Source organism: Ancylobacter pratisalsi, assembly GCF_010669125.1.
Taxonomy (GTDB): domain Bacteria; phylum Pseudomonadota; class Alphaproteobacteria; order Rhizobiales; family Xanthobacteraceae; genus Ancylobacter; species Ancylobacter pratisalsi.
This window is the reverse complement of sequence record NZ_CP048630.1, coordinates 2,892,974-2,911,472: the sequence shown is the minus strand read 5'-3', so window position 1 is coordinate 2,911,472 and position 18,499 is coordinate 2,892,974. Positions and strand designations below refer to the sequence as shown.

Below are 18,499 nucleotides of genomic sequence, written 5' to 3'. Positions count from 1 at the left end.
ATGAAGATCGCCCTTCTTCCCGGCGACGGGATCGGCCCGGAAATCACCGCCGCCACCTGTCTCGTCATGGAAGCCGTGGACCGGCACCACGGGATCGGTTTCGACTTCGAGGAAATCGACATCGGATTCGCGGCACTGAAGGCGCAGGGCTCGACCTTTCCCGACAGCGCCTTCGAAGCGGCACGTGCCGCCGACGGGTTGATCCTCGGGCCGGTTTCCCACCTCGACTATCCCGCCCGCGACAAAGGCGGCCTGAACCCCTCCGGTGAGTTGCGCAAGCGGCTCGATCTCTTCGCCAACATCCGCCCCGCCATCACGCGACCGGATCTGCCCTCGGCCACGGGCGCCAGCTTCGACATGGTGATCTATCGTGAGAACACGGAAGGCTTCTATGCGGACCGCTGCATGTTTGCCGGCCCGGGCGAAATTCAGGTCACCGCCGACGTTACCTTGTCGATGCGGCGCATCACCCGGCACGCCTCGCTGCGGATCGCCGAGGCGGCCTTCGAAGGGGCCCGTGCGCGCCGTAACCACGTCACCGCCGTTCACAAGCAGAATGTTCTCAAGATCACCGACGGCCTCTTCCTCACCTGCTGCCGCGAAGTCGCCGCGCGCTACCCGGAGGTCGAGTACGACGAGTTGATCATCGACGCGGCGTGCGCCCATCTCGTCCGTCGCCCCGAGGCTTTCGACGTCATCGTCACCACCAACATGTTCGGCGATATCCTGTCGGACCTGGCGTCCGAACTCTCGGGCAGTCTTGGCCTGGCGGCCTCGGTCAATGCAGGCGAGGCGGTTGCGATGGCGCAGGCGCAGCACGGCTCCGCTCCGGACATTGCGGGGAAAGGCATTGCCAACCCGTCGTCGCTCATCGGCTCGACCGGCATGCTCCTCGAATGGCTCGGCCAGCATCGCCAGCGCCCCGATCTGGCGGCGGCGGGCCGCTCGATACTCTCCGCACTGGATATGGCGCTGAAAGATCCCGCGACCCGCACCCGCGACCTCGGCGGCCAGCTGGGAACGACCGCCTTCGCGCAGGCGGTCGCCGACCGGATCGGTCTGACGGTTCCCCGCCATTGAATGGCGACCTCACGGAATTTTATGGAGACCAGCGATGATCAAGTCGATCAACCCGGCGACAGGCGACGTAATCGAGAGCTTCAAGGCGCACAGCGCGGACGAGGTCGATGCGATCCTAGGAGCGGCTGACCGCGCGCAGCGTTCGTGGCGCCGGGTGCCGGTCGAAAAGCGCGTCCCCCTGTTGACGGCGATAGCCAGGGCGCTGCGTGCGAAAAAAGAGGAATACGCCCGCCTCATCACCGAGGAGATCGGCAAGCCGATCACCGAATCCCGGGGCGAAATCGAGAAGTGCGCCAGCACCTGCGATTTCTACGCCGCCAACGCCCAGACCTTCCTCGCCGACGAGCGCATTGTGTCGAACGCAACGGAGTCCGGCGTGGTCTTCGACCCCCTCGGCGTGGTGCTCGCGATCATGCCCTGGAACTACCCCTTCTGGCAGTTCGTACGCTTCGCGGCCCCTGCCCTCGCCGCCGGCAATGGCGCGATCCTGAAGCACGCCAACAACGTGCCGCGCTGCGCGCTCGCCATCGAGGCAATGATACGCGAGGCCGGTTGTCCCGACGGACTGATGCGCACCGTCCTGATCGATGCCTCGGCGGTTTCGGGCCTCATCGCCGACGACAGGATCGCGGCGGTGACGCTGACCGGCTCGACCGAGGTCGGCCAGATCGTCGCCGCGCAAGCCGGCAAGTCACTGAAGAAGCAGGTTCTTGAACTGGGCGGTTCCGACCCGTTCATCGTGCTGCCCGACGCCGATATCGCGACGGCGGCGGCGACCGCGGTCAAGGCCCGCTTCGTCAATGTCGGCCAGTCCTGTGTCAACGCCAAGCGCTTCATTGTACATGACGACATTGCGGACGCGTTCAGCGACGCCTTCATCACCGGCATCCGTGCCCTCAAGGTTGGTGACCCGATGGACGAGGCCACCCAGATCGGCCCGATGGCGCGCATGAACCTGCGGGCGAACCTTCACGACCAGGTGACGCGCTCCATCGCCGAAGGCGCTGTCCTCGTGCTTGGCGGCACGCCGATCGACGGCCCCGGCAGCTATTATGCACCGACGCTGCTCGACCGGGTGACACCGGAGCACACCTCTTTCAAGGAGGAGCTTTTCGGCCCGGTCGCCTCGATCATCCGCTACAGCTCGACCGAAGAGGCCATCGCGCTGGCCAACAACACCGAGTTCGGCCTCGGCGCCTCGGTCTGGACCACCGATCTTGACCTTGCCCGCCGCATGGCACGCGAGATTGATGCCGGCGCCGTGTTCATCAATGGCATGGTCGCCTCGGACGCACGCCTGCCCTTCGGCGGCATCAAGAAGTCGGGCTATGGTCGCGAACTCGGAAGCTATGGCATCCGGGAGTTCACAAACATGAAGACCATCTGGATCGGCCCAGCGAAGTGAAGGAACTCCCTATGCCCGACAAGAGCCCTGCCATCCTGCGCCTCGATCAGCTGCCCATAAACGACCGGGGCAATGGCGCCCGGACCATACCTCTGGTGACCCGCAAATGCGGCTCGACCAGCCTGATCAACGGCATCACCGCCTTCGATCCGGGGGCCAAGATCGGCATGCATTTCCACAATTGCGAAGAGAGCGTCATGGTCCTTGAGGGAGAGGCCATCGCCGAGATCGGGGGCGAACGCATTCCGCTCAAGGCCGGAGATACGACCTGGATACCGGCGAACGTGCCTCACCGCTTCGTCAATGAAAGCGACGGTCCGATGCGCATCTTCTGGACCTATGCCACGGTGGACGCGACCCGCACCATGGTCGAGACCGGCATCGAGCAGTCCATCGACGACGAGCATCAGAAGGCGAAGCGGCTCTGATTTGCCACGTCGCGCGCCTCTCCACCGCTCCAGCCGATGGAGAGGCCGTGATGGCGCAGCCCACAATGGCTCGCGCCCTATGTTCCTTGCTGCCCCAAGTGACCGCGCCATGATCGCGGCCTGTGCCGGAGGCCTTTGGCCACGCGGTGTGTGTGCGATGGATACCCGGTAACCCGTCGCTGTTCCGGTCGGTGCGAAGTCGTTCGGGACGGCCGGCCTCTCGACGTGTTCGAAGACAACGCCGGCGCGGCCGACAGGCCGGCACCGGTCGAGCTATTCCTCGGCCGCCGCCGTGCGGATCAACGAACCAAGCATACCCTTGCGCTTGGCCTCGTAATAATAGCCCCGGGCATAGAGCATGATGGCCCGTTTCTCATCGCGACCGGCGACCCGGTACGCATTGGCGAGATAGGCGACCGCGTAGGACATGTTGGTGTCGGCGTCGAGGAGATCCTTCGGCGCGCCACGGAATCCGAGGCCGCGCGCGGTGTCGACGCGGATCTGCATCAGTCCCCAATAGGGGCCGTTGCGCTGCTTGGGATCGAACTTGCTCTCACGCCAGGCAACGCGGCGCACGAGCCGCGCAGGCACATCGAAACGCTCGGCATGGCGCTGGATCAGCGCCTCGATCTGCGGAGGCGCGCGGTCGGCGGTCACCCGTCCCGAGACCGGCTCGGGCGCGTCGTCGATGGGCCGCGCGGCATCCTCCCCCAGCACTTCGGCATTCTGCTCGGCGATGTCGCCGGGCGGCACTATCGCTCGATCGGGCGAGGCTTCCCCGGGCGCGGGCGGCGCCTGCTGAAGCGCCGGCATCGGTGCCAGGAGGCCAGGAGGAGGCGGCGGCTCCGCGAATGCCAGGACCATCCTGCGCTTCTCGGCGAGACGCTTGGGCGGCAGGGGCACGGATAGGAGGATCACGGCGGACGGGGCCGCCGCAAGCGATGTGGGAGCCGGCGGCGGCACCGCGATCACCCGCTGGAAGGCATCGCTCCCGGCGAGCGCCTCGCCACGGGCCACGAATTTCGCGCCCGGCAGCGCTGCATGCGGGGGATCGATCAGCCATACGGCGTAGGAAGGCGCGACAAGACCAGCGGGAATGTGAGCGACAGGTACGAGAAGCGCGGCCGGCACGGTCCTGTCGACCGACGACCAGCCGAGTGGACGCGCCGAAGCGGCGGTCTCCGATGCGGCGGGACGGGGTGGGGGCACAGGCGCGTGCTCAGCCGCAGCCCATGCTGGCGATACGCCCGAAAGCGGACAATAGACAAAGCCCCCCGCCAGCGCGAACGCCGCGAGTGCAAGGGGGCCGCCGTTCATCCAGCGCTTTGCTGATCGCCATTCCACACCGCTGCCTAGCACAATTCGTTAAAGCTCGAAATGCTGCTCTCGCCAACGCCGGCCGGCTCCCCCGGCGCCCTCGCCGCGCCCATCACAACCCCGCGCAAACGCACGAGCGGACAGAGGCGGCGCGCTGGGTAGCCAAGCCCAATCGCTGGAGTCGGCGCCGGCCTCAGCGCCGCTCATACCAGTCCTGAAGACGATACCAGGCAGCGACCACCGGCAGAAACCATGCATTCGGGCCGCCGGAATAAAGCGGCGCGGCAGCGAATTCCTCGCGATCGAAGGAGGTCGGGCGGTTCTGCTGGCCGAGAATTTTCAGGGCGGTCTGGTAGCCCAGATAGCTCATCAACGCGACGCCGTTGCCGTTGCAGCCGACCGCGAAGTCGGAATTGTCCCGTGCCCCCATATGGGCGACCTTGTCGACCGTCATGGCGACGAAGCCGCTCCAGGCATGGCTGATCTTATAGTCGCGCAGCTCGGGGAAGATCTCGGTCATCCGGGCATAGAGGTGCGGCGCCGCCGCGCGGTCCGTCGTCTCCCTGAGGCCGGGTCGCGAACCGAACAGGATGCGCGTGCCGTCCGGCGAGGGGCGGGTGTAGATCACGTCGCGCCGTGTATCGGAGATCATCCGCCCTCGCGGGATCAAGGTCTCGATGAGATCGGCCGGCAGCGGCTCGGTGGCGATCTGGTAGCTCTTCACTGGCACGACGCGGCGCGCGAGGTCGGGGTGGCCATCCGGGCGTGTATAGCCATTGGTCGAGGTGATGACGTGCTCGGCAAGAATGTCGCCACGCATCGTGGGCACGATCTTCAGGCCATTCGGTCCATCCTTCACCGGGCCGGCCTTCGCGTGCGAGCGCAGCATCACCCCGCTTGCCCGCGCGCGTTCGCGCAGCGCGCGGTGATACTTGCCAGGATGCAGCCCGCCATATTCGTCGACCACCATGCCGCCGAAGTAATAGTCAGAGCCGATGGCCTGCCGCTGGTTGCCGCGATCGTAGAAGCTCACGCTCACGCCGGTCTTCTCGGCGAGAATGCGGCCGTTGCGGTGCAGTGCGGCGAACTGGCTGCGGGCATGGGCGCCGAAGAAGCGGCCGCTGATCTTGAGGTCGGCATCGAGCCCCTCGGTGGTGATCAACCTCTGCAGGTACTCGAAGGAAGAAGTGCTATCGCCGATCATTCGGGAGAACAGCTCGGGATCGGTGCCCTTGATGGCCCCGCCGACGACCAGCTTCTGGCCGCTGGACACCATGCCGCCGGAGCGGGTGGAGCCGCCTTCCCCGAGCCGCTCGCCGTCGAGCACCACCACCTGCAGCCCCGCGCGTGCCAGTTCAGTCGCGGCGTTGAGGCCGGTATAGCCGGAGCCGATGACCACGGCATCCGCCTTCGACGGCAACGGGTCGAGGTCGGTCTCGGGCGCGGCGGCTTCCCACCAGTAGGGCTGATCCTTGAAGCCTTCCGCGAAAATGTCGTCTGCCATCATTGGCGCATGCCTTCGGTTGCAAGGGAGCGGCGGCTGGCGTCACGTCGGGCGCAGCGTTTCAGGGCCGGTCGGGCGAGAGTGTCAGAGGATCTTCCCGAGGAACTCACGGGTGCGCGGATCCTGCGGGGAGTCGAAAATCTGTGCCGGCGGTCCGCTCTCGACAATGCGGCCGTGATCGGTGAAGCAGACCCGCTCCGCGACCTCGCGGGCAAACTTCATCTCGTGCGTGACCAGAATGCAGGTCAGCCCATCATCGACCAGTTCGCGAATGGCGGTCAGGACCTCTTTCACCGTTTCCGGATCGAGCGCGGCGGTCACCTCGTCGAACAGGATCACCTGCGGCTCCATGGCGAGCGCACGGGCGATGGCGACGCGCTGCTGCTGCCCGCCGGAGAGCTGGCCGGGATAGGCGTCCGCCTTGTCGGAGAGCCGCACCTTGGCGAGCAGGCGATGGGCGCGCGCCTCCACTTCCCCCGCCTCGTGACCGAGCACCTGGATCGGCGCCATCATGATGTTCTGCAGCGCCGTGCGGTGTGGAAAGAGATTGTACTGCTGAAACACCATCGACACCTGGTGACGCAGCGGACGCATCTCCTTCTCGGTCTTCATCTTGTGCACCTCTTGGGTGCCGACGCGGATGGAGCCGGAATCGATCGGCAGCAGCCCATTGATACAGCGCAGGATGGTGGACTTGCCCGAGCCCGACGGCCCGATGATGCACACCGCCTCGCCATCCTTGACGGCGAGCGAGATACCCTTGAGCACCTGGAAGGAGCCGAAGCTCTTGTTCACGGCATCGAGTTCGATGAGGGCGTCGGAGCGGTTCATAGGGTGTCCCCCTTGACCGACTGTTCAAGGCGCCGCGCCAGGACCGCGATCGGGTAGCAATAGGCGAAGAACAGGAACAGGGCGGTGATGTAAAAATAAACGATGACCCGCTCGTTCTCCATCGCGAGCAACGTATTCAGCGTGGTGATCACGTCCTGGATACCGGTCACGGTGGCAAGCGAGGTGGCGATCATCAGCAGCGCATAGAGATTCATCCAGCCGGGGATCATCCGGCGCAGCGCCTGCGGGAGGATGACCCGCCAATAGATCGCCATCGGCATGTAGCCGAGCGAGCGGGCCGCCTCCCATTGTCCGGAGTGGATCGACTGAACCGCGCCCCGGATAATCTCCGCGAAGTTCGCGCTCGTCGGCAGGGCCAGGCCGATCACCGCCTTCACAAAGGCCGGAATGGCGATGCTCACCCCGAAGACATTCACCCTGAACGGGATGATGTAGAGCATCGCGAACAACAGCACGAGCCAGGGCGAGTTGCGCAGGAAGTTCATGACCAGGAAGCTCGGGACCCGAATGAACTTGCGCTTCGAAAGCATGCCGAAGCCGAGGAAGGTGCCCAGCACGGCGGCGAGCGCCATGGCGCACAGCCCGAGGAGAATATTGAGCGAGAAACCGCCCTCAAGCGGCCAGCCCGAAGCCTGTCCGGTCAGCAGGATCGGCAGGCGCAGCCAGACGCGGCTCCAGTTCTGCGCGCCCCCGGTCGCCGCATCGATCGCAATCCACAGCAGCACGGCCAGAACGATGGCGAACTGGATAACGCGCTTCTTCTCGGCATAGGTCAGCGGAAAGGTCGGCATGCTCAGTGCCCCTTTCCGTAGCCGGGAAAGGCCAGCGCCCGCTCGACCAGCGACATGCCCCACGAGAGCAGGCTCACAAGCGTCACATAGATAAACAGCACGAGGATCATGACTTCCGCGGTGCGGAAGGTGTCGTTGTAGATCTGGCCGGCATAATACATCAGCTCCGGCACGGTGATCACCGAGGCCTGCGACGTGGTCTTGAACTGGTTGGTCATGATGTTCGTGAGGGCGGGCAGACAGATGCGGCTCGCGATCGGCATCTCGATGCGCCGGAAGCGCTCCCAGCGGGTGTAGCCGAGCGAGCGGGCCGCCTCCGTCACGGCGCGCGGCAGGCTCTCAAGACCCGAGCGGAAGGCCTCGATGCAAAGAGCCCCGCCGAACAGGCTGAGCGAGATCAGCGCGCAGGAGAATGCCGACAGCAGCGGCATGCTCAGCCCGGTCCGTGGATCGGTCACACTCAGCCCGATCGTGCTCAGAGTGAAGTAGAAGAACAGCATCTGGAGCAGCGGTGGCGTGTTGCGGAAGATTTCCACGAACAGCTCGACGAACGCGTCGAGCCAGGCGATCCGCAACGTCAGCGCCAGCGCGCCGAAGAGGCCGATGACAATGGCGATCCCCGAGGAGGCGAACGCCAGTTCAAGCGTGGTGAGCGTCCCGCGGAGCAGCCAATGCTGATACACCGGGTCGGCGAGCCATGAGTAATCAAGAGTCAACACGCGCGCGGCTCCGCGGGACGTCGGCTTACAGCTTCAGCTTTTCGGCCGCCTTCTTGGACCGCTCGGCAATGTACTTCGAGTGCGGCATGCCATAGGTGGTTTCCCACTCGATCAGCTTGCCCTCGGCTTCCGCCTTGGTGATGGCCTTGTTCACCGCGTCGAGGAAGGCCGCGTCATCCTTGCGGATGCCCGCCGCCTGCGGAATGTACTCGTAGGGCTCCACCGCGATCTTGTAGTCCTTCCAGTCGGCGTCATCCTCGAGCTTCTTGCGCAGGGTCATGTCGTCAAAGGCGAAGCCGACACAGCGGTTGTCCTTCAGCGCACGATAGGCTTCCGGCTGCGTCTTGAAGTTGACGAGGTTGATGCCGTAGGCCTCACCCAGACGCTTGTTGAAGTAGGAGCCCTGGATGCCGCACAGGGTGAGGCCCTTCAGCTCCTCCCACGTCGCGGGCTTGAAGGCGGCGGGAGCGAGCACCGAGGGACCGGGAGCCGAGACATAGTATTCAGAGAAGTCGATCACCTTGCCGCGCTCGGCCGTGACGCCCAGCGTCGCCAGGACAAGGTCGATGCGGCCGGAATTCAGGAACTCGATGCGGTTCGAGGCGACAACCGGGACGAGTTCGACCTTGCCTTCAGGGCCCAGTATGTCCTTGGCGATGTATTTGCCCAGATCCACCTCGAAGCCAACGATCTCCCCCTTGTCGTTGAGGAAGCCATAGGGCGGATAATCGCTCTTCACACCAATGGTGAGGGTGCCCTTCGACTTCACGTCGGAGAGTGTGTCGGCGGATGCGGCGCTGATGCCGAGAGTCACCAGCAGCGTGGAAGCAAAAGTCACAATGGCTGTTTTCACTGGTAGTCCCCATCTGTCGAGTTGCTGCTCGTTGCCGCGAGGTTTCAGCTATCCCTGCCCCCGCGGCGGCATTCCGCGACACGCGCCCACCTGACTAGAAATTAGCCAGATGCCCATGTGCATGAATTTTCAACATTGATTATCAGTTTTTCTCACACTACAAGCGTGTAGGATCAAATTTATCATAATGTGGAATGTGTAGATGCCCGCGTCCAACACAGGCGGATCTCAACTCCTTGATCGCGCGGCGCTTTTGCTGGACTTCATCGCGGATGGAGATCTGGAGGGAGCGACCCTCAAGGAGCTGGTCGAGCGCTCCGGGCTCAACACCGCCACCTGCCATCGCATTCTCAACACCCTTGTCGGGCACCGCCTGCTGGCGCGGGACGACAAGCGCAAGCGCTACCGGCTCGGCGCCAAGATGTTCATCTATGGCGCGCGCGCGGCACGCGGGCCGGGGCTCATCAGCCGCTGTGAAATGGGGCTGTCGCGCCTGCGCAAGAAAACAGGCGAGACCACGCATCTGATGGCCCGTCACAATCACGACTCCATCTGCCTCGACCGCCGCGACGGCGAATGCGTGGTGCAGACGCTCACCGGATCGATCGGCGGCTCGGTGCCGCTCGGCGCCGGGCCCGGCAGCATCTCCATGCTGGCCTTTCTCGACCGCGAGGAGCAGGACTTCATTCTGCGCGCCAACCAGCAACGCCTCTCGAACTTCCGCGACCTGCCGGCGGAAAAGGTGTGGGGCTTGATCGACGAAACGCGCGAGCGCGGCTACGCGGTCGACATTGGCGAGCTCATTCCCGGTATCGCCGGCGTGGCCATGCCGATTATGAACGAGACCGGCGCGCCCATCGCCTCGCTGGGCTTCACCTTTCTCTGCGCCAAGATCGTTCCCGGCTTCGTTGAGCACTATGCCGCGTTACTGCGCACCGAGATCGACCTCATCGAAAGCCGCGCCTGAACCGCACGTTTCCGGTGGCTCAGAAGGACTCCTCCAGCCGGCAGTTCACCGCGAATTCCGCCACGCTTGACGTGTTGGGCAGCTCGATGAGGAAGGCGATGGACCGGGCGATATCCTCCGGCGAGGTCAACTCCGACGCCGGCACGTCGGCCAGCGGCAGGCCCATGTCGGTGGCGACGAAGCCGGGACACACCGCAGTCACCCGAATGCCGTGCTCAAAGCCGACATGGCGGATGGCGTGGGCGAGTCCGGTCGCGGCGAATTTCGACACCGAGTAGAGCCCGGATATCGCCGACTTCACACGCTTGCCCGACAGCGAGGAGACGATGATCACCCGCCCTCGCCCGGTGGCGACGAGGTCCTCCCACGCCGCCTTCACCAGCGTGCGCGGAGCGGCGACGTTGACCTGCATGAGCGCTTCGAGATCGGCATCCTCGGCCTCGATCACGTCCTTGCGCACCATGATGCCCGCATTGGCCACCACGGCATCGATGCCGCCGAAGCGCTCACGCGCGGCCGCGACCCAGGCGGCGGCGCTCGCCGGCTCGGTCGCGTCATAGGCGTGAACATGGATGGCTCCGGGAACCGTGTCGGCCCAGTCGGGGCGCACGGGCGCGCGCATGCCGAGAGAGACATTCCAGCCAGCGCCCGCCAGGGCCCGGCCGGTGGCGGCGCCAATGCCGCGATTGCCACCAGATATCAGTGCGGTGCGGACGGTCATCACAGTCTCCTTCATGCGTGTGGTGGCAGTTCGGCGCCCTCGCGCCGGGCCGCCCGGCCATCCTGGAGGCGGAAATAGCGCAGCCGCAGCTTCGGCGCGTAGTCCATGTAAAAGGGCGCCGCCTTCATCGGCTCGACCTTCAGCGACAGCTCGCTCTCCGGCACGCCGAGCGCCCATTCGGCGAGGATCCCGCCCAGCATGGAGCCCGTCGGCACCCCGCGACCCGACAGGCCGGTGAGCGCCACGATGCCCGGCCCGAGGCCGTAGAGGCGAGGAACCGTCTTCACCTGCATGTCGAGTTCGCCAAACCAGAGATATTCCCAGCGGATAGGCTCCCGGATCTGCGGGTGCAGCCATTTCAGCCGATCGGTCATCACCTGCCGGGTGTAATCGAGGTCGACGCCGCGCTTCCCCATGGGAAACATCGAGGCGACGATGCGGCCTTCGGCATTGTATTTGTAGACATAGATATCGCCGCGCCCGTCATGCATGGTGGTGTTCTGCGGCAGCACGGTCCGGCGCGTCTCAGCATCCAGCGGCTGCGTCGCCGCGATGAAGACCTTGAGGATCTTGAAGGTCTCGTCGAGCCTGGGCCACCCCTTCACGGTGTAGGCGCCGGTCGCGAAGATCACCTTCTCGGCGACGACCTCCCCCTTCGGCGTCTTTACCTTCCAGCGCGCGCCCTCTTTCTCCACCGCCTCGGCGGGCGAGCGAGTGTAGAGAGACACCCCCTCCTGCATCGCCGCGCGGGCGAGCCCACGCGCGTAGCCCAGCGGGTTCATGTGGCCGGCTTCCTCATGGAGCCAGCCTCCATAGAGGCGCGGGCTGCCGGTCATCTCGGCGGCCTCCTCGCGTGAGAGCAGCCGCGTGCGGGCGCCGACCGCATTGTAGGAATCGACCTTGCCCTTCAGCACCTCGACCGCGCCGGGGCGCAGCGCGCCCATGACGTAGCCCTTCTGCTGCCATTCGCAGTCGATCTGGTAATCGCGGATCATGTCCCCGACGCGGTCATTGGCCCGGGTCTGGCGATGGATCAGCCGCTCGGCCCAAGGCTCGCCGAGCAGCTTTCTGAGGGAATCGAGGCTGTAATAGCTGAAGGTCGGGGTGCAGTGCCCGGCATTGCGGCCCGAGCCGCCGAAGCCGGCTTCCCGGGCCTCCAACAGCACCACCTTCACGCCCCGCCGCGCGAGTTCGAGGCAGGTCGTGAGCCCGGTGTAGCCGGCACCGACCACGCAGACATCGGCCTCGACCCGTTCCTCAAGTGGAAACGTCAACGGCGCCGGCTGCGCGGTGGCGTACCAGAGCGTTGTATCGAAAGGGGAAAACTTGCTCATGATCGGTCCTGCAGCACGCGGATCGGCAGGCGTGCCTCTTTTTCATAACCGACCACGCAGCAGGCAGATCCGTCAACGATTTCCCACAGAGAGAAATCCAATGGGCCATTATTTTCATCATATGAGAATTTTGCCGACGTTGAGGTCATTGGAACGGGCATTCAGCGGACCGCCACGCTCCTTCGCCTGAACCGCCGGCCCTGGGCACGCGCATGTTCCGGTGCGCCGCCTCATCACGGACGGAGATGACCTCGTCAGCCTCGACGGGCGGATCGCCTCGCCGGATACGAATGCCCGACATCCCACCGGTTTCAGGATGCCGCGGACAATGCCGGGCGCTGCCAGATAGCGCACCCTGCGCATGACGGCCGAACCGGATCTGTTCAATGGGGACAGGTCACGCGAACCGGCCTGACATGGCGACCATATGTTCGCCGAGATCAGCGTGATCTGGTAGTATCAGGAATGATGATGGCGGTCGGAATCAAGGGCCATTTTGCCGGCGACGTAAGTAACGCTGCCGTCGCATGTGTTCAATTGCCTGAGATCGCGGGGTGGCATGTGACGTGAAGAGTACACCTCTGATGAGCATGCCCGACAAGCTCCTGGCACTTTACGAGAATTCGCAGGTCCTCGTGGCCGCCTATGATGACTTCGACCGCCTGAGATATGCGAACAGGTCCTTTCGGGAGACCTTTTTTCTCGAGCCGGACGAAGAGCCCTTCTGGCATGCTCTCATGCGGAGGAACTTCGAAGCCGGCCGTGGCACCGTCATCCGCGCATCCGACTTCGACGAGTGGTTGACGGCGACACTTTCGCGACGCGGCAAGATCGGCTTCCGCGCCTTCGAGACCGACCTGGTCGGGGGGCGATGGCTCTGGATGACCGAGGCGGTGGATAGCGACGGCTGGATGCTCTGCATTGCAAGCGACATCACTGCCCTCAAGGCGAGCAGCCGGACCCTTCGTCAGGACCGCGACTTCGCGATGAAGGCGGCCTACACGGACGACCTCACAGGCGTGAATAACCGCCGATACGCCATGGCGCGCATTGAGGACATGCTTGCCAGCCCGAAGGCCGACCCGCTCGCGGGCTGCGTTGCCATGCTCGACCTCGACAACTTCAAGTACATCAACGATCGGTACGGACACCGGGCCGGCGATTTCATTCTGAAAGATTTCGCGAAGCGCATACAGGAACAGGTTCGACGCGCGGACTGCTTCGGGCGTGTCGGCGGAGAAGAATTTATCCTGGTTTTCCCCACGACATCCATCAGCGAAGCGGAACTTATTGTCGAACGGATGCTGGGTCTTATCCGCATCTCTCGGCCACTGCCGGAAGATCCGGATTTCCATTATTCATTTTCAGCCGGACTGGCAGCGGCGACGCACGGCGATACGGCCTCGGACCTGTGCGCGAAGGCGGATCGAGCGCTCTATGCCGCCAAGATGGCAGGCCGCAACTGCATCGTTCTGGAGAAGGACCTGGCGACCGATGCGTTGAGGCGCCGCGGGTCGGATTAAGCGTCCGCGGTCACGCGCGCCCCGCCGGCTCACCCCTACCCCGCACCGCGGCGGGCGCCGCGATCAACCGGCCGCCCGATCACAGCCGTGCAAGCAGTTCGGCTTTCTTTGCCGCGAATTCTTCCTCGGACAGAATGCCCTTGGCTCTCAGATCGGCGAGGCGCTCGATAACGGCGAAGATGTCGTCAACAGCGCGCGCGCCCGGTTCGGACGCGGCAGGTGCGGACGCGACGGGTGCGCGCGGGGGCGCGGCAGCCGGAACCGGAGACGAGGGCGGCATGGGAGAGGGGTGAGGCGCCTGCGCCAGCACCGGCGCGTCGGTCGTCGGCTGTTCCTTCCACGGCGTGCTGTCCGACAGGCTCTCCCGATGCCCTGCATGCTCGATCCGCGGCAGGTTGGTGAGCTGCACCACGCCGAACTGGCTGGAGAAGCTCAGCGACTGGTCGCCTCCCTGCTGCTGCGACACACCGGAAATCATGTGCTCGCCGGTATCGTAGATCGCCTGCGCGCCCGCCTTCTCAACCACCAGCCGCCGGGCGCCGGGAAAGAAGGCATAGCGCAGGTCGTTCTGCGCGCCCGAGGAACTCGGATTCCCGAACTCCTCCGGCCACCACGCGCCCATGCCATAGCCCTGGCCACCGGATGCGTGCGAGCGGAGCTCGGCAGCCAGTGCATGGTTCTGCATCAGCGCATCGGAAATCTCGGTGCACAGCGTGTCGACCCGGTATTTGAGCCCCTGATTGAACATGTCGCCGACCATGATCATGCCGCCGCGCGTCCACTGGCCCATGCCGCCGAGTTCCGGGTGGCTGAACTGGGCCATGGTGCCACCGCCGGCCGAGACGGCACGCAGCAATGTATCGACAGCGTCGGTGCCGAGCCCGTGGCGGGCGGCGAAGTCCTCGATGAAACGCTGTTTCACGCTCTGCGTCTCGTTCATTTCCACTCCGTCGACATCGATCAAGAGGTTGCGGGCCAGCATCATGCGTGTCGACCCTGCTGTATCCGAGATGGCCTCGTTTCGACAGCGCGAATGACCGGGATGGCGCGTTTGGATGCATGGTGCTTGATGAACTTGCCATCGCACCGCTCTATATAGGCGTGCGTCGCCCGTGCGACCGCGCTGAAAGGGCCCCTCATGCCGAACCTTCCGAGCCATTCGAATTTCTGGCGCCGTCTCCTCGCGCCGCTGCTTCTGGTTACCCTCGCCATGGGCCTCGCCGGCTGCGGGGTGAACAACATCCCCACCAATGAGGAGAAGGCCAAGGCGGCGTGGAGCGACGTGCTGAACCAGTATCAGCGCCGGGCCGAGTTGATCCCCAACCTTGTCGAGACCGTGAAGGGCTACGCCCAGCACGAGAGCGACGTGCTCACCCAGGTGACGGAGGCCCGCGCCAAGGCGACATCGATCAAGGTCGACGCCTCCACCATCACCGATCCCGAGCAGTTCAAGCAGTTCCAGCAGGCACAGTCGCAGCTTTCCGGGGCGCTCGGCCGGCTGATCGCGGTGTCTGAAGCCTACCCGGACCTGAAGGCGAACCAGAACTTCCTCGCCCTTCAGGCCCAGATCGAAGGCACGGAGAACCGCATCGCCGTGGCGCGACGCGATTACATCGAGGCGGTGCGGGTTTATAACACCGAGCTGCGCACCTTCCCCGGCGTCCTGTGGGCCAACACGCTCTATCGCAACAGCAAGCCGATGGAGACCTTTACCATTGCCGAGGAGCAGATGAAGGCTCCACAGGTCAAGTTCAACTGAGCGGGCGGGCCGTGACCCCGCGTTCCGCCTCCCGCACGGCCGCGCTTCTGGCGCTCGCCTGGCTCGTCATTGTCGCAGGCCTCAATCCGGCGCGGGCGGATTTCTCCTTTCCAGCCCTTTCCGGGCGTGTGGTCGATGCGGCCCGGGTGCTTTCTCCCGCCGCCCGTGCCGCGCTGGAGGCGAAGCTCGCCGCTCAGGAAGCTGGGACAACGGATCAGTTCGTGGTCGCCACCGTGCCCTCTCTGGAAGGCACCTCGGTGGAGGACTATGCCAACCGGCTGTTCCGGTTCTGGAAGCTCGGACAGGCTGACAAGGACAATGGCGTGCTGCTGCTGGTGGCGCCCAACGAAAGGCGGGTCCGCATCGAGGTCGGCTACGGGCTCGAAGGGGTTCTGCCCGACGCGGTGGCGAGCACCATCATCCAGACCGCCATCATCCCGGCCTTCCGAAAGGGCGATTTCGCCGGCGGCATCGAGAAGGGCGCCGACGCGGTGATGGAGGTGCTGAACCTCGATCCCGAAGAGGCGAAAGCACGTGCCCGCACGGCCGCCGAGCCGGGCATGAGCGCCGACGACTGGGCACCCATCATCTTCTTCGTGCTGATGCTCGTGTTCTGGTCCTTCGTCTTCTACCGGCAGGCCCGATCCGGCCACCTGCGCACGCGCGGGCGGCGGGGCGGGAGCGCGGGCACGCTGGCCGGCGGCGCGGCGGGATGGGACTGGTCGCGCCACAGTGGCAGGGGTGGCTTCTCAGGCGGCGGAGGCGGCGGGTTCTCGGGAGGCGGGGGCTCTTCCGGCGGTGGCGGGGCTTCGGGAAGTTGGTGAAGGGGCCGACATGCTGACCGAGACGGACCATGCCAATGTTGCCGCCGCCATCCGGCAGGCGGAAGCCGGCACCGCCGGTGAAATTCGTGTCGTGGTGCTCACCCGCCCCCTGATCAGCCATCCGTTCTTCGGGCTGATGTGGGCGGCGCTGCTGGCGCTGGTGCTGCCGTGGCCGCTGGCCTTCGTGACCACGCTTGGCACGCCGGAGTTGCTGGCGGTCCAGGCCGGCGCGTTCGTTCTCGGCGGCGCACTGCTGACCTTCACACCCCTTGCCGCGTTCGCCGTGCCCCGCTTCGCCCGCGAGGAAGCCGGCCGGGCGGCGGCGGTCGATCATTTCCTCGCGCTCGGCATGCATCAGACCCGTGGGCATACCGGCGTGCTGATCATGGTCGCGCCCGGCGAGCATCTGGTCGAGGTGGTCGCCGATGCGGCCATCCATGCCAAGGTGGGCCATAAGGCCTGGGAGGGCGTGTGCGCGGCGGTTCTGGCCGGCGCGCGCCGGGAACGTCTTGGAGAGGGACTGGCGGACGGCGTGAGCGAAGCGGGCCGTATCCTCGCTCGTCACGCACCGCTTCAGCAGGGTGACACCAATGAGCTGCCGGACCACCTGATCGTTATCTGACCGATACGGGCGTGCCGCACCCGCAGGGTCCGCCGGGCGCTCGCAAAGGGCGCTAGGCGGACGCGGACATAGCCTGGCGTTCGGGGTCTTCGTCGGCGTCGATCACGCGGTTGCGCCCCCCCGCAACCACTGATACCGACAAACCCGCAGCCTCGGCTGCGGGTTTTGTTGTTTTACCGGTCTTTCCGATGGCCTGGCGCTCGGTCCATTCGAGGATGGTGCGCAGTTCGCCGTGCAATGCCGCGAACATCTCGCCTCGTTCATTGCCGGGCGTGAGCACGATCCGCTCGATCAGCATCCGCAAGGCTTCCGCTGCCTGAGGCCTATCCTCTGGCCTGTTCAGCGCGTGGGTCAGAGTCGCGACCTTGCTCGCATAGATGGCCGCGGCCCTCGCCAGCATGTCCGGCACGTCGTTGGGGACATCGACCAGTAACTCCGAAAGCTCCTTCTTTCGGGCCTCCAATGTGTCCATTTCGGCCTTCATGCTCTCATGGAACATCCCAGCCTTGATGGCCTCGATGATGCCCCTGATCTGCTTCTCCACCTTGACCAGCTCGGCTTTCCAGGCGTCGCCATTTGAGCGGCGTTCCCGATTGAGCCGGTTCGTCTCATCGGCATAAGCGCGCATCGCCTCTGCCGCGACCTCAGGTGCCATCATCCGGCCCTTGAGACCGGCCAGCACGCGGCGCTCCAAGTCCTCGCGCGGGATCGTCCGGCTGTTGGAGCAGCTACCCTTGCTGATGTGGTTTGAGCAAGCGAAGCGGTCGGATCCGCGCATGGAGTACGGGCCACCACAGCAGCCGCAGAATATCAGCCCCGAGAGCAGCGATTTCGGCCTGCGGCCGCCGTTCAATCGATTCTTGGTATGGTGATCACGGATCGCCTCGGTGACATTCACATACTTCTCGGTGATCTCGCCTTGCCGCTCGCGCACGGCTTGCCACAGCTCGTCGTCGACGATTCGCAGTTCAGGGACGTCCTTGGCGATCCATTCCGACTGCGGATTCATCCGCGAGACCCGCTTCCCGGTTGACGGGTCTTTGACATATCGAAGCCGGTTCCAGAGCAAGCGGCCGATATAGAGCTCATTGTTCACCAGGCCGGTTCCGCGCTTGACGTGACCGCGGATCGTTGTGTCGCTCCACAGTTTGCCGCTCGGGCCTGGAATGCCCTCCTCGTTCAGTCGCCGCGCAATTGTGCGCGGACCGACGCCCTCCGCGAATTCGCGAAACACACGTCGAACAATGTTGGCTTCGACCTCGTCGATCTCACGGCCTCCCCGAACGGGATTGCCGTATGTGTCGAGCTTCTTCACCACCTTGTAGCCGTAGCAGAGCCCACCGCCCGACTTGCCGTCCTCGATACGACCACGGAGGCCGCGATGCGTCTTGGCGGCAAGGTCCTTGAGGAAAAGCGCGTTCATCGTGCCCTTCAGGCCGACGTGCAATTCGCTGATCTCGCCTTCGGCCAATGTGACGATCGGCACACCGGCGAATTTGAGGTGCTTGAAGAGCGTCGCAATGTCCGCCTGGTCGCGGCTGATGCGATCCAGCGCCTCGGCCATCACCACATCAAACTGCCCCGTCTGCGCGTCCTGCAACAGCATCTGGATGCCGGGGCGCAGGATCATGCTGGAACCGGAAATCCCTGCGTCCTTGTAAGCGGCGACCACGTTCCACGTGTCGCGTCTCGCCTGCTCCCGGCAGAGGCGAAGCTGGTCTTCGATTGAGGCTTCCCGCTGATGATCTGAGGAATAGCGGGCATAGAGCGCGACGCGGGTCATAGACCTTCCTTTCGTGT

The 18,499-nt window shown here is 64.9% G+C and carries 18 protein-coding genes; 8 read left to right on the top strand and 10 right to left on the bottom strand.

Features of this window, described 5'->3' with window-relative positions:
• Genes G3A50_RS13585 through G3A50_RS13575 form a run of 3 tightly spaced genes read left to right on the top strand, consistent with a single transcriptional unit; the run spans position 1 to position 2,913 of the window.
• Positions 1-1,080: an isocitrate/isopropylmalate dehydrogenase family protein gene (locus tag G3A50_RS13585; RefSeq protein ID WP_163075771.1), complete on the top strand. Its 1,080-nt coding sequence runs from the start codon at positions 1-3 to the stop codon at positions 1,078-1,080.
• A gap of 34 nt (positions 1,081-1,114) precedes the next feature.
• Positions 1,115-2,485 (top strand): NAD-dependent succinate-semialdehyde dehydrogenase, encoded by a 1,371-nt coding sequence (locus G3A50_RS13580; protein WP_163075770.1) that lies wholly within the window; start codon positions 1,115-1,117, stop codon positions 2,483-2,485.
• Between the two features lie 11 nt (positions 2,486-2,496).
• On the top strand, positions 2,497-2,913 hold the full coding sequence (locus G3A50_RS13575; RefSeq protein WP_163075769.1) for a cupin domain-containing protein: 417 nt from the start codon (positions 2,497-2,499) through the stop codon (positions 2,911-2,913).
• A 273-nt stretch (positions 2,914-3,186) separates the two neighbouring features.
• Here the strand turns inward: G3A50_RS13575 and G3A50_RS22645 are convergent, their stop codons facing one another.
• The 6 genes from G3A50_RS22645 to G3A50_RS13545 form a co-directional block, all read right to left on the bottom strand.
• Positions 3,187-4,122 (bottom strand): transglycosylase SLT domain-containing protein, encoded by a 936-nt coding sequence (locus tag G3A50_RS22645; protein WP_246251680.1) that lies wholly within the window; start codon positions 4,120-4,122, stop codon positions 3,187-3,189.
• A gap of 301 nt (positions 4,123-4,423) precedes the next feature.
• A complete protein-coding gene (locus G3A50_RS13565; RefSeq protein ID WP_163075768.1) occupies positions 4,424-5,737 on the bottom strand; it encodes an NAD(P)/FAD-dependent oxidoreductase in 1,314 nt (437 codons plus the stop codon).
• 81 nt (positions 5,738-5,818) lie between these two features.
• A complete protein-coding gene (locus tag G3A50_RS13560; protein WP_163075767.1) occupies positions 5,819-6,565 on the bottom strand; it encodes an amino acid ABC transporter ATP-binding protein in 747 nt (248 codons plus the stop codon).
• Positions 6,562-7,377 (bottom strand): amino acid ABC transporter permease, encoded by an 816-nt coding sequence (locus G3A50_RS13555; RefSeq protein ID WP_163075766.1) that lies wholly within the window; start codon positions 7,375-7,377, stop codon positions 6,562-6,564. The genes G3A50_RS13560 and G3A50_RS13555 overlap by 4 nt, the downstream gene beginning before the upstream one ends.
• Before the next feature lie 2 nt (positions 7,378-7,379).
• Entirely contained in the window at positions 7,380-8,096 is a 717-nt protein-coding gene (locus tag G3A50_RS13550) for an amino acid ABC transporter permease (protein WP_163075765.1), read from the bottom strand.
• A 25-nt stretch (positions 8,097-8,121) separates the two neighbouring features.
• Positions 8,122-8,949 (bottom strand): transporter substrate-binding domain-containing protein, encoded by an 828-nt coding sequence (locus G3A50_RS13545; RefSeq protein ID WP_163075764.1) that lies wholly within the window; start codon positions 8,947-8,949, stop codon positions 8,122-8,124.
• A gap of 202 nt (positions 8,950-9,151) precedes the next feature.
• Here G3A50_RS13545 and G3A50_RS13540 point away from each other — a divergent pair, with 202 nt between their 5' ends.
• The gene (locus G3A50_RS13540) at positions 9,152-9,916 is read left to right on the top strand and encodes an IclR family transcriptional regulator (protein ID WP_163075763.1); all 765 of its coding nucleotides are present in this window, start codon (positions 9,152-9,154) and stop codon (positions 9,914-9,916) included.
• 19 nt (positions 9,917-9,935) lie between these two features.
• Here G3A50_RS13540 and G3A50_RS13535 read toward each other — a convergent pair whose 3' ends face one another.
• Positions 9,936-10,637: an SDR family NAD(P)-dependent oxidoreductase gene (locus G3A50_RS13535; protein ID WP_163075762.1), complete on the bottom strand. Its 702-nt coding sequence runs from the start codon at positions 10,635-10,637 to the stop codon at positions 9,936-9,938.
• A gap of 11 nt (positions 10,638-10,648) precedes the next feature.
• The gene (locus G3A50_RS13530) at positions 10,649-11,971 is read right to left on the bottom strand and encodes an NAD(P)/FAD-dependent oxidoreductase (RefSeq protein ID WP_163075761.1); all 1,323 of its coding nucleotides are present in this window, start codon (positions 11,969-11,971) and stop codon (positions 10,649-10,651) included.
• A 584-nt stretch (positions 11,972-12,555) separates the two neighbouring features.
• Here G3A50_RS13530 and G3A50_RS13525 point away from each other — a divergent pair.
• Complete coding sequence (locus G3A50_RS13525) at positions 12,556-13,494, top strand: GGDEF domain-containing protein (RefSeq protein WP_425483407.1); 939 nt, start codon at positions 12,556-12,558, stop codon at positions 13,492-13,494.
• A 79-nt stretch (positions 13,495-13,573) separates the two neighbouring features.
• Here the strand turns inward: G3A50_RS13525 and G3A50_RS13520 are convergent, their stop codons facing one another.
• On the bottom strand, positions 13,574-14,479 hold the full coding sequence (locus tag G3A50_RS13520; protein ID WP_343037810.1) for an SHOCT domain-containing protein: 906 nt from the start codon (positions 14,477-14,479) through the stop codon (positions 13,574-13,576).
• 153 nt (positions 14,480-14,632) lie between these two features.
• Here G3A50_RS13520 and G3A50_RS13515 point away from each other — a divergent pair, with 153 nt between their 5' ends.
• The 3 genes from G3A50_RS13515 to G3A50_RS13505 are packed head-to-tail and all read left to right on the top strand — an operon-like array spanning position 14,633 to position 16,699.
• On the top strand, positions 14,633-15,253 hold the full coding sequence (locus G3A50_RS13515) for a LemA family protein (protein ID WP_163075760.1): 621 nt from the start codon (positions 14,633-14,635) through the stop codon (positions 15,251-15,253).
• 11 nt (positions 15,254-15,264) lie between these two features.
• A complete protein-coding gene (locus G3A50_RS13510; protein ID WP_246251677.1) occupies positions 15,265-16,077 on the top strand; it encodes a TPM domain-containing protein in 813 nt (270 codons plus the stop codon).
• A 10-nt stretch (positions 16,078-16,087) separates the two neighbouring features.
• Positions 16,088-16,699, top strand: a complete 612-nt coding sequence (locus G3A50_RS13505) for a TPM domain-containing protein (RefSeq protein ID WP_163075759.1) — start codon at positions 16,088-16,090, stop codon at positions 16,697-16,699.
• Between the two features lie 52 nt (positions 16,700-16,751).
• Here the strand turns inward: G3A50_RS13505 and G3A50_RS13500 are convergent, their stop codons facing one another.
• Positions 16,752-18,482 carry a recombinase family protein gene (locus tag G3A50_RS13500; protein WP_163075758.1) on the bottom strand — a complete coding sequence of 577 codons (1,731 nt, stop codon included), beginning with the start codon at positions 18,480-18,482 and terminating at the stop codon, positions 16,752-16,754.
• Between the last annotated feature and the right edge of the window lie 17 nt (positions 18,483-18,499).